This is a genomic window from Flavobacterium magnesitis (assembly GCF_041729735.1).
GTDB lineage: Bacteria > Bacteroidota > Bacteroidia > Flavobacteriales > Flavobacteriaceae > Flavobacterium > Flavobacterium magnesitis.
In genome coordinates, this window is record NZ_JBCFQK010000005.1 from 75,935 (window position 1) to 89,967 (window position 14,033).

Consider the following 14,033-nt stretch of genomic DNA (forward strand, 5'->3'; position numbering starts at 1 on the left):
ATTTTTAAAATTCCATTTATAAATAAACGAACATTCACTTATAATTTATACTTTTGTCGCATAATTCAAAAAACAAATGAGAACTAGAGACAGTAATAAAGAAGAAATCGTAAAACAAAAAGCCATAGCTTTACTTGTAGAAAAAGGAATCGAAGGTTTTAGCATGAATCGATTGGCTAAAGAAAGTAAAATTTCAGTAGCGACTTTATACATTTATTACTCAGACAAAGAGGATTTAATTAAAAAAATTGGAATCGAAATTGGAAAAAATTTCTTTGACGAAATGTCTAAAGATTTCTCTCCAACGATGCCTTTCAAAAAAGGATTATACAAACAATGGGAGAACAGAATCCGTTTTTCACAAAGCAAACCGCTTGAAGTCAATTGTTGGGAATTACTTACCCACTCTAGTTATGGTGAATATATTTTAGAAGAAAGCTTACAAGAATTTAAGATTACAATGGGAATCTTTTTTAATAATGCAGTTGAAAAGAAAGAATTAATTCCAGTTTCAAAAGAAGTTTTTTGGAGCATGGCTTATGGTCCATTATACTCCTTACTGCGTTTTGAAAGAGATGGAAAAAATTTTGGAGGCGGTCCTTTTAAACTCAACAAAAAAACAACTGATGAAACATTTGAATTAGTCATAAAAGCATTAACACCGTAAATTTCTAACTTATGGAAACTCAATTTGCCAACCTCTTCATTTTTGGAACGAATCTCCAAACTGAAAAAGACAAACAAGTGATAAGCAAAGTATTGAACGCAAATCATGAAATCGAGCAATGGAATATTGATTTGGAAGATGTTGATTCGGTATTACGAATAGAAAGCAAAACTTTAACAGCCGAACAAATCATCAAAATAATAACAGAACAGGATTTTAAATGTTCTGAATTAAGTGAATAAGCAAATGAAAAATACAACAAAACAAGCAATTCCTTTTACTTCCTATCAAAAGTTTGCTGTTTTTATCTTAGCTATTACCCAATTTACCGTTATCTTGGATTTTATGGTCATGTCGCCATTAGGTGATATTTTAATGAAAAGCATGCAACTCAAACCAACTCATTTTGGTTTAGTGGTTTCTGCCTATGCTTTTAGTGCCGGAATTTCAGGATTACTTACTGCTGGTTTTGCTGATAAGTTTGACCGAAAAAAATTATTACTGTTATTTTATACTGGATTTATCTTAGGAACTATTCTTTGCGGATTGGTTAATTCTTATGTATTATTGGTAGCTGCAAGAATCTTCACTGGACTATTTGGAGGCGTTATTGGTTCCATTTCTATGGCCATTGTAACTGATTTATTTTCGATGCAACAACGCGGTCGTGTAATGGGTTTTATCCAAATGGCTTTTGGCACCAGCCAGATATTCGGAATTCCGTTAGGACTTTATATTGCCACAGCCTGGGATTGGCATGCGCCATTTTTATGGGTTGCCGCAATGGCAGCAATTATTGCTATTTTGATTGCATTGAAATTGAAACCGCTCACAGAACATCTTGCGATACCAAATAAAAATTCGGCTTTTCAGCATTTAATTCACACCATCTCAAAACGAGAATACCGCATTGGGTTTGCGGCAACAGCCATTCTTTCAGTTGGAGGATTTATGCTAATGCCTTTCGGAAGTGCTTTTGCCATTAATAATTTAAAAATTACTGAACAACAACTTCCGCTTCTGTTTATGATTGCAGGATTTTCTACATTGATTATTATGCCGATTATTGGAAAACTAAGTGATAAAATAGATAAATTCAAGATTTTTACTGTGGCTTCCATCTGGACTATTATAACCGTTGCGATTTACACTAATCTTGCTGAAACTCCGTTTTGGTTGGTTGCCATTGTCAATGTTTTGATGATGATGGGAGTAATGAGCCGAATGGTTCCCTCTACTGCCTTAGTGACTTCTATTCCTGCTAAAGAAGATCGAGGGGCGTTTATGAGCATCAATTCTTCTTTACAACAAATTTCTGGCGGAATTGCCGCTGCCTTTGCAGGAACAATTGTAGTTCAAAAAGACAATTTCAGCGCATTGGAACATTATAATACCTTAGGTTTTATAATCATTGGAATATCAATTTTGTCGATTTTTTTACTTAGTCGGGTAAATCAACATTTGAAAAAGCATCCAGAACAAGATTCGGAACCTATTTTAAGCGTTTCTGAAATCTAATTGAAGTAATTAAAAGTTACAACACACAATATTAAACATTAATTAACAGTTGTGGACTTGGCTTTTCTATCCTAATAATTGACATTTGCAATTCAAATATCGTAAAATGATTACAAAAAGACACATTCTCCTTTTCGCCGTTCTGTTTATTAGTCTAACCACTTTTGCGCAAGATAAATTCACCCTAAGCGGAATTATTACTGATACTAAAAATAACGAAACCTTAATTGGTGTAAACCTCTATTTTCCTGATTTGAAAATTGGAACAACTACTAACGAATATGGTTTTTATTCGATAAGTGTTCCAAAAGGGAATCAAACCCTAAACATCAGTTATATTGGCTATCAAAACGTGCAAAAAACCGTTTCGTTGACCCAAAGTACTAAACTGAATATAGCACTTGATGAAAACGGCGAAATGCTAGACGAGGTGGTAATTAAAGACAATCAGGGTCGGGCGAATACTCGAACGCCTGAAATGAGTGTCAACAAACTTTCTATTGCTGCTATCAAAAAAATGCCAGTAGTTTTAGGAGAAGTAGATGTAATTAAATCCATTTTATTGTTGCCAGGAGTTACAAATGCGGGCGAAGGTGCATCGGGTTTTAATGTTCGTGGTGGTGGTGCCGACCAGAATTTGATTCTTCTAGACGAAGCAACTATTTACAATTCTTCGCATGTTTTTGGATTTTTCTCTGTTTTTAATCCAGATGCTATCAAAGATTTAAAATTGTACAAAGGTGGAATTCCAGCTCGTTTTGGCGGAAGAGCATCTTCAGTTTTAGATATTTATCAAAAAGACGGAAACAGTAAAGATTTCCACATGAATGGTGGAATTGGATTAATTTCCAGCCGTTTGCTTGCCGAAGGTCCAATTGTAAAAGACAGAGGTTCGTTTTTAATTGGTGGTAGAGCTTCCTATGCGCATTTATTTCTAAAATTATCCGAAGAACAAAAAGACAACTCCGCTTATTTTTATGATTTGAATACCAAATTGAGCTATAAAATTAACGACAATAACAACATTTACTTATCGGGTTATTTTGGTCGTGACGTTTTTGCTATCAACGAAAGTTTCTCTAATACTTATGGAAACACTACTTTAAATTTACGTTGGAATCATTTATTTTCTGATAAATTATTTTCGAATATTTCTGTAATTTACAGTGATTATTATTACGGATTGGAGTTGGATTTTGTAGGTTTCAATTGGGATTCTGGCATTAAAAACTACAATATCAAATATGATTTTAAACATTATATTTCTGATAATTTCAAATTGAATTATGGAGTAAATGCTCTTTATTACAATTTTAATCCGGGAACTATTAAACCATCTAACGATGAATCCAGTATCAATCCAGACCAATTGGATAGAAAATATGCTTTTGAGCCTTCGCTTTATATTGAAGCCGAAAATAGGATCACTAAAAAACTAAGTCTTGCTTATGGTTTACGTTATAGTATGTTTTCTCGAATTGGAAATTCGACAGTTAATTTATACGAAAACGACAATCCTGTTACCTTCAATTCTGAATTTCAGATTTACGAAAAAGCAACTCCAATAGGCACTAAATATTACGGTAAAAACAAAACTATCAAAAGTTACGACAACTTCGAACCGCGATTTTCAATTTCGTACCAACTCAAAGAAGATCAGGCAATCAAAGCGAGTTACAACCGCATGGTACAATATTTACAGCTGGTTTCTAACACCGCCTCGCCTACTCCATTAGACATCTGGATGCCAAGTGACAATTACATAAAACCACAAATTGCTGATCAAGTAGCCATTGGTTACTTTAAAAACATTCGAAATGGCGATTATTCTATCGAAATAGAAAGTTATTACAAGAAAATCCAAAACCGCATGGATTACATCGATGGTGCCGATTTGATTGCCAACGAAGCTATCGAACAAGTCATTCTAAACGGAAGAATGCGTTCTTATGGTTTGGAATTTATGCTAAAGAAAAACGAAGGGCGTTTAAACGGTTGGGTTTCCTACACCTTATCTAAATCCGAACAACAAACTCCAGGTCGAACTCCTGAAGAAATAGGAATTAATTATGGGAAATGGTACAATTCCGCTTATGATAAAACGCACAATTTAGCGATAACTTCTGCTTATAATTTAAATGATAAATGGGATTTTGGAGCAAATTTTTCCTTACAATCCGGACAGCCTGTTACCTATCCTGACAACAAATACCAATATGGAGATGTATTTGTACCAAGCTACGGTTTGCGTAACGGAAATCGCTTGCCTACTTACCACCACTTAGATATTTCAGCTACTTTAACACCTTCTAAAAACAAAGGCAGAAACTGGCAAGGCGAATGGGTTTTTAGTATTTACAACTTATACAACCGCCAGAATGCTGCTTCCATTGCCTTTAGACAAAATACGGATACAGCTATGAATGAAGCGGTAAAAACATCCATTTTTGGAATTGTACCTGCGGTAAGTTATAATTTTAAATTCTAAATTTTCTTTCGAAAAAAAACATATCACAATGAAAAAAATACTATTCCCCTTTTTAATACTTTTTATCGGTTTGTTTAGCAGCTGCGAAGAAGTAATCGATTTAGAATTGGACAGCGCTGCTCCACGTTTAGTTATTGAAGCATCAATCGTCTGGATTAAAGGCAGTACAGGAAATGCTCAAAAAATAAAATTAAGCACCACCACAGGTTATTATGACACTGAAGTTCCTATTGTAACGGGAGCAACCGTTTTTATAACCAATAGCCAAAATACTGTTTTTGATTTCGAAGAAATTCCAAACACTGGCGAATATACTTGTACGACTTTCGAACCTGAAATTGGTGAAAATTATACACTAACCATTATTCACGATGGCGAAACTTACTCAGGAACGGAAATATTTCAATCCTTAGCTCCCATTACTCGAATTGAACAAAACAACGAAGGAGGTTTTACAGGAAAAGATATCGAAATCAAAGCTTTTTTTAATGATCCAGCAGACGCAGACAATTATTATTTGTATCGTTACGAATATTCAAACGAAGCTACGGTAAGTTATAATGTAGATGACGACCGATTTTCTCAAGGAAACGAAAATTCCAGCCGTTCTCAAAATGACGAATTAAAGGCAGGAGATATAATCGAGTTAACACACTATGGTGTTTCTAAACAATATTACAATTACATGAACATTCTAATTGGTATTATTGGCAATTCTGGAGGCCCATTTCAAACACCACCCGCAACTGTAAGAGGAAATATTGTTAATACAACTAATCCTCAAAATTATCCGTTGGGTTATTTTTATTTAGGAGAAACCGATATGCGTCGTTATGAGATTGAATAGTGAATTTTAATTTTAAACCATTACTTCAATTGCCGTTGACTTTAGTCAACGGAATTTAGATTTACAGCTAAATTGGCTTTAGCCAAAATAGCCATAGAAATTTGACTAAAACCAAAGGCAATTTAATCCAATCAACTATTAGGTCTATAACATTCGAAATCTTTTCATTTTACCGCATATTACACTGATTTACTCAAATTAATCTGTGCTAATCTTTTAATCTGCGGTAAAAAAATTAGCTATATTTGCTAACTCAGAAACCTAAATCTACATTCCTTTGTCATCACATCACATTGTTCGCGACGATCAAGAACCGGCTTTAATCATTGCTAACGGCGCTGCCTGCAATCCGGAATTATTAGGACAATTGCTCGAATGGTCACCGCTAGTTATTGTGCTGGATTCTGCTATCGAACGCGTAATCGAATTGGGGATAAAAGTAGATGTTTTATTAGGCGATTTCGACGGCAATTTTGATCCTGATTATTACAAAGAAAAACAATATCCGCTGGAAATTGTACATACGCCCGACCAAGACAAAACTGATTTGGAAAAAGCGTTTGACTATTTGTACGAAAGAAAAATTCCTGCGGCAAATGTAGTTTGGGCAACAGGGAAAAGAGCCGATCATACTATTACTAATCTGACTAATATTGTTCGCTACCGCAATAAATTAAAAATTGTAATCCTAGACGATCATTCTAAGGTTTTTTTATTGCCTCGAAAATTCGAAAAATGGTACACTGCAAATACACCTATTTCTTTAATTCCGATAGGTCATGTCAGCGGAATTCATTCTGAAAATCTATTTTATCCATTAAAAAATGACAGCCTGACTATTGGTTATCGCACCGGAAGCAGCAATCATGTGGTTCAAGATGGTTTAGTTATAATTGAACATCAAGAAGGCGATTTATTGTTGATGGAATGCATGGATTAATTCATTTGCAAAATAAAAAGAAACACTGATTGGAGAAATTTATAAAATTATTTTAATTTCTTAAATCTATGTTCCAAAATCCTTATCGACTATAAAAATGAACTCACAAAATCATTACATTTTCTTAAAATTGCATTCCAAAAAAACTACAATAAATTAACACCCAAATAACTAAGTATTAGCTAGAAACAAATTTGAAAATCGTACCTTTGCGGCGAAATTAAAAATAAAATGTCTAAAGCAATTACTGAGAAAACCAATTTACATTCCAGGAACCCACATCGATTACGCTATGATTTTGACTTGCTAATCGGGAATTATCCTGAATTAAAACCATTTGTTTTCATTAACGAACACCAAATAGAAAGTATCGATTTCAGTAATCCTCAAGCGGTAAAAGCCTTGAACAAGGCATTATTAATTAGCTATTACGACATTCAAAACTGGGATATCCCTCAAGATTACCTTTGCCCGCCTATTCCAGGCAGAGCAGATTATATTCATTACATCGCTGATTTATTGGCTGAAAGCAACAACGGAATTATTCCAACAGGAGCTGAAGTAGAAGGTCTTGATATTGGTGTTGGTGCTAATTGTATCTATCCAATCATTGGAAATGTAGTTTACAACTGGAGTTTTGTAGGCACTGACATTGACGAAAAAGCCCTAAACAATTGCAGCGAAATAATCGAAGCCAATCCAAAATTGATTGAAGCCATTAGTTTGCAACAACAACTGGAACCACGATTTGTTTTTAAAAACATCATCACACCCGAAGATAAATTTGCTTTCACGATTTGTAATCCTCCTTTCCATAAATCTGCTGAAGAAGCCAGCAAAGGCAGCCTTCGAAAAGTCAATAATCTGGAAAACAAAAAATCGACCAAAGCGGTTTTAAATTTTGGTGGTCAAAATAGCGAATTGTGGTGCGAAGGCGGCGAACTTGGTTTCATTACCCAAATGATTTACGAAAGCGCCCGTTATCCAATGCAATGTTTGTGGTTTACCAGTTTGGTTTCTAAACAATCGCATCTTGGCAGTCTTTATAAAACCTTAAATAAAGTCAACGCTGCCCAAATAAAAACCATCGATATGGCACAAGGACAAAAAACCAGCCGCATTCTTGCCTGGACTTTCCTTACCGAAACCCAACAAAAAAACTGGAAATTCGAAGCAGTAAAACCTCTTTTCTAAAGAAAATATTTTCTTTATAATAAAACATTATTTTCACTAAAGTTGATAAGCTATTTTATGGTAAAAAGTGAATCCAAATTGAGTGAACTGGAATCACATTACGACAACAAACAGAATGAAAATAATAACTTGGAATTGTAATATGGCTTTCCGTAAAAAAGCGGAATTTATTCTGGCTGAACAACCAGACATTCTAATTGTGCCTGAATGTGAGCATCCAGATAAATTGATTTTCAAAAGTGATGTAACTAAATCTAGAGACCAATTTTGGTTCGGACAAAACCTAAACAAAGGAGTTGGAATATTTTCATATTCAGACTTTAAGATTGAACTTCTAAGTATTCACAATCCTGAATTTAAATATGTATTACCCTTATCGATAAAAAACGATGAGATTGAGTTTATAGTTTTTGCGATATGGGCTCAAAAACCTAAAAATCACGATTGCTACACAGAACAAATTTGGAATGCAGTACATTTTTATGACAACTTATTAAATAAAGAGAATGTAATTCTTGTGGGAGATTTTAATAGTAGTTCTATTTGGGATAAGCCAAATAGAATCTACAACCATACTAATCTCGTTAACCTCTTGAAAGACAAAAATATTTACAGTACATATCATAGTTTCTATAATCAAGAACAAGGAAAAGAAACGATATCAACCCTATTTATGCATAGAAAAATTGAAAGACCATATCATATTGACTTTTGCTTTGCATCAAAAAATCTAATTGACAAAATTAAAAGTGTGGAAATTGGAAAATATGAAAATTGGACTAAACATAGCGACCACAAACCTGTAGCTGTTAAATTCCAAATATAATTTTTCAAATCAATTATTTATAACAAAAACTCCCTACGCATCCAAAATTTAGCAATTATCTGATCATTAAATTCCAATATTTCTAAAATTCTCCCACAAATTACTCTAAAGTTGTAGGTTTTAGTTATTTTTAGCAACTCAAGATAAAAATCCTAAAACTATTCAACTACACTATTAAAAACCAACCTTTTTATGCTCACTTTTTACAAAACAAAACCAAATCAGCTCAAAATCATTTCATTTGTAGCTGTTCAAATCCTATTCACTTCTTTTTGTGAAGCGCAAAACAATTCAAATACACAAGACCTAAAATTATGGTACGACAAACCTTCTGAAAAATGGGTGGAAGCATTGCCTGTAGGAAATGGAAAAATTGGCGCAATGGTATTTGGTGGCGTTGAAGAAGAACTTTTACAACTAAACGAAAGTACTTTATGGAGCGGTGGCCCTGTAAAAACAAATGTCAACCCGGAGTCAAAAAACTATTTGCCTCAAATTAGAGAAGCCTTACTAAAAGAGGAAGATTATACTAAAGCCAACTTGTTAACTAAGAAAATGCAAGGTTTGTATTCGCAATCCTATTTGCCTTTAGGTGATATTCTTATCAAACAGGATTTCAATAATACAAAACCTACGGCTTACTATCGTGATTTGGATATTCAAAATGCAATTGCAACCACAAAATTCACGATTAATGGTGTTGAATATACTCGGGAAATTTTCACTTCAGCACCCGACAATGTAATGTTGGTTCGAATTTCGTCAAGCAAAAAAGGAGCACTTACTTTTGATATTTCGGCTAAAAGTCAATTAAAATACAACACATCAACTAAAGAAAATAACGAACTCATTATTAGCGGAAAAGCTCCTGCAAATGTAAATCCGTCCTATTATAATCCAGAAGGCAAAGAACCAATTATCTACGATGATCCTAATGGATGTGATGGTATGCGTTACCAATATCGTATTAAAGCGGTTAACAAAGATGGAAGTGTTGCAACAACTAATTCAGGAATTGAAATTAAAAATGCCAGCGAAGTGGTACTTTACATTTCGGCAGCTACTAGTTTTAACGGATTTGATAAATGTCCAGATAAGGATGGAAAAGATGAAAATAAGATTGCATCCGATATAATCAATAAAGCGGTTAAAAAAACATACGCTCAATTATACAAAAAGCATCTTGCTGATTACAAACATTATTTTGACCGAGTTTCTTTTGCTGTAAAAGATACCATAAACAATCCGACTAAAACAAAATTACCTTCTAACGAACGACTGAAAGCCTATTCTAATGGTGCTTATGATCCTGAAATAGAAACTTTATATTTTCAGTACGGAAGATATTTGTTGATTTCTTCTTCCCGTCCGGGCGGACCTCCAGCTAATTTACAGGGAATTTGGAATAAAGAACTTCGTGCGCCATGGAGTTCAAATTACACCATTAACATTAATACCCAAATGAATTACTGGCCAGCTGAAGTAACAAATCTTTCTGAAATGCACCAGCCGCTTTTAGATTGGATTCAAAGCCTGGCTAAAACTGGAAAAATTACCGCACGCGAATTTTATAATGCGAATGGCTGGGTTGCTCATCATAATTCGGATTTATGGGCATTGAGTAATCCTGTAGGCGATAAAGGCGACGGTGATCCTGTTTGGGCGAACTGGTGGATTGGCGGAAACTGGCTTACACAACATCTTTATGAGCATTACCGTTTTACAGGAGACAAAAAATTCCTGGCTGAAAAAGCTTATCCGGTTATGAAAGATGCAGCAATTTTTTCTTTAGACTGGTTAGTCGAAGACAAAAACGGCTATTTGGTTACCGCACCTTCTACTTCTCCTGAAAATAAATTCAAAGACAGTAAAGGCAAAGAACAATCAGTATCTGTTGCTACCACGATGGATATGTCTATTATTAGAGATTTATTTAATAATTTGATTGAAGCATCAGAAATATTAGATACTGATAAAGCTTTCCGAGAAACCTTGATTGCAAAACGAGCTAAACTGTATCCATTACAAATTGGAAAAAATGGAACATTAATGGAATGGTATAAGGATTTTGAAGAAACAGATATTCACCACCGTCATGCCTCTCACCTATTTGGTTTGCATCCCGGAAGAGAAATCACTCCATTGACCACTGATTTTTTTAATGCTGCCAAAAAATCACTTGAAGTTCGCGGAGACGAAGGAACAGGATGGAGCAAAGGATGGAAAATTAACTGGTGGGCAAGATTACAAGATGGCGATCATGCTTATTCTTTAATCAGACAATTACTCAATTATGTTGATCCTGCTAAGAAAAATAATGGTGCTGGAGGAACGTATCCTAACTTTTTTGATGCACATCCGCCCTTCCAAATTGACGGAAACTTTGCTGGTACGGCTGGTATGGCGGAAATGCTTTTACAAAGTCAAGCCAATTACATTCAATTATTGCCTGCCTTGCCTAAAGCCTGGAGCGAAGGTCACGTAAAAGGATTGATTGCCAGAGGCGGTTTTGAAATAGACATGAATTGGAGTAACCAACAGTTGAACGATGCATCTATAAAATCATTAAATGGTGCCGAATGTATTATCATTACCAAAGTTCCAGTAAAAATCAAAAACTCTGAGATTGTTTCTCAAAAAACGGACAATGGTTATCAAATTTCATTTAAAACATCCAAAGGTAAAACCTATCAAATAATCAAATTATAACTAAAACTATCAACGTTTTAAAACCTTTATACAGTCGTTTTATTTTTTAAATAAAGCGACTGTTTTTTTTATTCTCGAATGAAGCACCACAATTCTTTAGCTTTTCCTTTAGATTGAATTGGCGATAAACTTTGTAACTTTGCAACTTCCAACTTTGCAACAGAAAAACACATGAATTTCCAAGTCGTATCTGATTACCAACCTAAAGGAGACCAGCCTCAAGCTATTGAAAAATTAGCACAAGGCATTATTGATGGTGATAAATTCCAAACACTGTTAGGAGTTACGGGTTCGGGAAAAACATTTACGGTGGCCAATGTCATTCAGGAAGTCCAAAGACCTACATTGGTTTTGGCACATAACAAAACTCTGGCAGCGCAATTGTATTCGGAGTTCAAACAGTTTTTCCCAAACAATGCCGTGGAATATTTCGTTTCTTATTACGATTATTACCAGCCTGAAGCTTTTATGCCCGTTACAGGAGTTTTTATCGAAAAAGATTTATCCATCAACGAAGAGCTGGAAAAGATGCGTTTGAGTACTACTTCTTCATTGCTTTCAGGACGAAGAGATATTGTGGTGGTGGCTTCCGTTTCTTGTTTGTACGGTATTGGAAACCCTGTGGAATTTCAAAAAAATGTTATTGAAATTCAACGAGATCAGGAAATCTCCAGAACCAAATTATTACATAGTTTGGTGCAAAGTCTATATTCCAGAACTGAAGCCGATTTTACTCCTGGAAATTTTAGAATTAAAGGTGATACGGTGGAAATTTATCCAAGCTATGCTGATGATGCGTATCGAATTCACTTCTTTGGTGATGAAATCGAAGAAATTGAAAGCTTTGATGTAAAAACATCTCAGGTCATTGAAAAATTCGAAAAACTGACTATCTATCCCGCTAATATGTTTGTGACTTCGCCCGATGTATTGCAAGGCGCTATTTGGGAAATTCAACAGGATTTGGTCAAACAAGTGGATTATTTTAAAAAAATAGGCAAACATCTAGAAGCCAAAAGACTGGAAGAAAGAACCAATTTCGATTTAGAAATGATTCGGGAATTGGGTTATTGTTCTGGGATCGAAAATTATTCTCGCTATCTTGATGGTCGACAGGCGGGAACAAGACCCTTCTGCTTATTGGATTATTTTCCAAAAGATTATTTGATGGTAGTTGACGAAAGTCACGTGACGCTTTCTCAGGTACACGCCATGTACGGAGGCGACAGAAGCCGAAAAGAAAATTTAGTAGAATACGGTTTTAGACTTCCCGCTGCTATGGATAATCGTCCGTTGAAATTTGATGAATTTGAAGCCATGCAAAATCAAGTCATTTATGTATCAGCAACACCTGCTGATTACGAACTGCAAAAAACTGAAGGTGTTGTGGTAGAACAAGTGATTCGTCCAACGGGGTTATTAGATCCTATTATCGAAATCCGTCCGAGTTTGAATCAAATTGATGATTTAATCGAAGAAATTCAACAACGTTGTGAGTTAGACGAACGTGTTTTGGTAACCACTTTGACCAAAAGAATGGCGGAAGAATTAGCGAAATATTTAACTAAAGTAAGTATTCGTTGCCGTTACATTCATTCGGATGTGGATACCTTGGAACGCATCGAAATCATGCAGGATTTACGAAAAGGAATTTTTGATGTTTTGATTGGAGTGAACTTATTGCGTGAAGGATTGGATTTACCTGAAGTTTCACTTGTAGCAATTTTAGATGCAGATAAAGAAGGATTCCTGCGTTCGCATCGTTCATTAACACAAACCATTGGTCGTGCGGCGAGAAACTTAAATGGAAAAGCCATAATGTATGCCGATAAAATCACGGCAAGTATGCAAAAAACCATTGATGAAACCAATTATCGCAGAACCAAACAAATTAACTTTAATACCGAAAACAATGTTGTTCCGCAGGCATTGAATAAGAAAATCGACAGTGCTTTTACCAAAAATCCTTTGGTAGAATACGAACTGGGCCATACTTTGAATACTGCCGCAGAACCAGTAAACGAATATTTATCGAAAGATGAAATTGACAAACGCATTCGGGAAAAGCGTAAATCAATGGAAAAAGCCGCTAAAGAATTGGACTTTATGCAAGCGGCAAAATTACGTGATGAAATTAAAAAACTACAGGAACAACTTGCTTAATATTGAGATTCTTCATTAAAAATATCCCAAAGAACTTCATCTGAAATCACTGTATTAGGTGCATTTTTCACCTTTTTTATTAAATATCGGATGGCATCTGTATCTAATCCCATACTGATTGCAATATGAACAATTAAGTCTGGATCTTGCTTGTATAAAATACCATCATTCTGAAAAAAGACAACCAGCTTATAAAATTGTTTGATTCGGTTCAATTTCATATTATCAGACAACTTTGGCAATTTTTGACTTAACAAATCAATAAATCCTCCTTTTTCAAAATTCAATTCATTGGCAATTAGAAATAAAAAATCATAGCCTTTTTTACTCAATTGACCATCAACTGTCGCATAAGCAATCATCTCTAAAAGCAATTTCTTTTTTTCTTCGTAAGCATCCATATCGTAAATAATTTTAGCTAAAATATCATTTTTTACGATAATAACCCAAAGAAAAACATAGAATTAAACAATTTAATTGAAAAATCACATTTTTACGTCAACCCAAAACAGCCTAAAAAGAGCTAAAAATGATAAAAAAACGACTTTTTTGTTTGTAAATACTTAGAACAAAAATCTTCATTTTAAAGAAAACACTTTTATGGGTATTCTTTTTTATTATATATTCAAAATGAGATAAGAAAAATCAGAAAATCAAAATTCTTCATCTGCACCAAAAAAT

General features: G+C 34.4%; 11 protein-coding genes. 10 read left to right on the forward strand and 1 reads right to left on the reverse strand.

What is annotated here, in order from left to right; genetic code table 11:
* The first annotated feature begins 76 nt into the window (after window positions 1-76).
* From AAGV33_RS05440 to uvrB, 10 genes are all read left to right on the forward strand, one after another.
* Window positions 77-667 (forward strand): TetR/AcrR family transcriptional regulator, encoded by a 591-nt coding sequence (locus AAGV33_RS05440; RefSeq protein ID WP_373390938.1) that lies wholly within the window; start codon window positions 77-79, stop codon window positions 665-667.
* A gap of 11 nt (window positions 668-678) precedes the next feature.
* Entirely contained in the window at window positions 679-909 is a 231-nt protein-coding gene (locus tag AAGV33_RS05445; RefSeq protein WP_373390939.1) for a hypothetical protein, read from the forward strand.
* Window positions 910-913: 4 nt separating this feature from the next.
* Window positions 914-2,185, forward strand: a complete 1,272-nt coding sequence (locus AAGV33_RS05450) for an MFS transporter (protein WP_373390940.1) — start codon at window positions 914-916, stop codon at window positions 2,183-2,185.
* 106 nt (window positions 2,186-2,291) lie between these two features.
* Window positions 2,292-4,673: a TonB-dependent receptor gene (locus AAGV33_RS05455; protein ID WP_373390941.1), complete on the forward strand. Its 2,382-nt coding sequence runs from the start codon at window positions 2,292-2,294 to the stop codon at window positions 4,671-4,673.
* 28 nt (window positions 4,674-4,701) lie between these two features.
* The gene (locus AAGV33_RS05460) at window positions 4,702-5,520 is read left to right on the forward strand and encodes a DUF4249 domain-containing protein (RefSeq protein ID WP_373390942.1); all 819 of its coding nucleotides are present in this window, start codon (window positions 4,702-4,704) and stop codon (window positions 5,518-5,520) included.
* A 277-nt stretch (window positions 5,521-5,797) separates the two neighbouring features.
* Window positions 5,798-6,460: a thiamine diphosphokinase gene (locus tag AAGV33_RS05465; RefSeq protein ID WP_373390943.1), complete on the forward strand. Its 663-nt coding sequence runs from the start codon at window positions 5,798-5,800 to the stop codon at window positions 6,458-6,460.
* A 231-nt stretch (window positions 6,461-6,691) separates the two neighbouring features.
* Window positions 6,692-7,654: a 23S rRNA (adenine(1618)-N(6))-methyltransferase RlmF gene (rlmF, locus tag AAGV33_RS05470; protein WP_373390944.1), complete on the forward strand. Its 963-nt coding sequence runs from the start codon at window positions 6,692-6,694 to the stop codon at window positions 7,652-7,654.
* Between the two features lie 115 nt (window positions 7,655-7,769).
* Window positions 7,770-8,480 (forward strand): endonuclease/exonuclease/phosphatase family protein, encoded by a 711-nt coding sequence (locus AAGV33_RS05475; RefSeq protein ID WP_373390945.1) that lies wholly within the window; start codon window positions 7,770-7,772, stop codon window positions 8,478-8,480.
* A 192-nt stretch (window positions 8,481-8,672) separates the two neighbouring features.
* Complete coding sequence (locus AAGV33_RS05480) at window positions 8,673-11,189, forward strand: glycoside hydrolase family 95 protein (RefSeq protein WP_373390946.1); 2,517 nt, start codon at window positions 8,673-8,675, stop codon at window positions 11,187-11,189.
* Window positions 11,190-11,360: 171 nt separating this feature from the next.
* Window positions 11,361-13,352 carry an excinuclease ABC subunit UvrB gene (gene uvrB, locus AAGV33_RS05485; RefSeq protein ID WP_373390947.1) on the forward strand — a complete coding sequence of 664 codons (1,992 nt, stop codon included), beginning with the start codon at window positions 11,361-11,363 and terminating at the stop codon, window positions 13,350-13,352.
* On the opposite strand, the gene AAGV33_RS05490 is transcribed toward uvrB, so the two are convergent.
* A complete protein-coding gene (locus tag AAGV33_RS05490; RefSeq protein ID WP_373390948.1) occupies window positions 13,349-13,753 on the reverse strand; it encodes an excinuclease ABC subunit B in 405 nt (134 codons plus the stop codon). The two genes, uvrB and AAGV33_RS05490, sit on opposite strands and share 4 nt — an antisense overlap.
* Window positions 13,754-14,033: the final 280 nt, after the last annotated feature.

Coding starts and splice junctions, on each gene's coding strand:
- rlmF (WP_373390944.1), top strand. CDS start 6,692: ATGTCTAAAGCAATTACTGAGAAAACCAATTTACATTCCAGGAACCCA.
- AAGV33_RS05450 (WP_373390940.1), top strand. CDS start 914: ATGAAAAATACAACAAAACAAGCAATTCCTTTTACTTCCTATCAAAAG.
- uvrB (WP_373390947.1), top strand. CDS start 11,361: ATGAATTTCCAAGTCGTATCTGATTACCAACCTAAAGGAGACCAGCCT.
- AAGV33_RS05490 (WP_373390948.1), bottom strand. CDS start 13,753: ATGGATGCTTACGAAGAAAAAAAGAAATTGCTTTTAGAGATGATTGCT.
- AAGV33_RS05460 (WP_373390942.1), top strand. CDS start 4,702: ATGAAAAAAATACTATTCCCCTTTTTAATACTTTTTATCGGTTTGTTT.
- AAGV33_RS05445 (WP_373390939.1), top strand. CDS start 679: ATGGAAACTCAATTTGCCAACCTCTTCATTTTTGGAACGAATCTCCAA.
- AAGV33_RS05455 (WP_373390941.1), top strand. CDS start 2,292: ATGATTACAAAAAGACACATTCTCCTTTTCGCCGTTCTGTTTATTAGT.
- AAGV33_RS05475 (WP_373390945.1), top strand. CDS start 7,770: ATGAAAATAATAACTTGGAATTGTAATATGGCTTTCCGTAAAAAAGCG.
- AAGV33_RS05440 (WP_373390938.1), top strand. CDS start 77: ATGAGAACTAGAGACAGTAATAAAGAAGAAATCGTAAAACAAAAAGCC.
- AAGV33_RS05480 (WP_373390946.1), top strand. CDS start 8,673: ATGCTCACTTTTTACAAAACAAAACCAAATCAGCTCAAAATCATTTCA.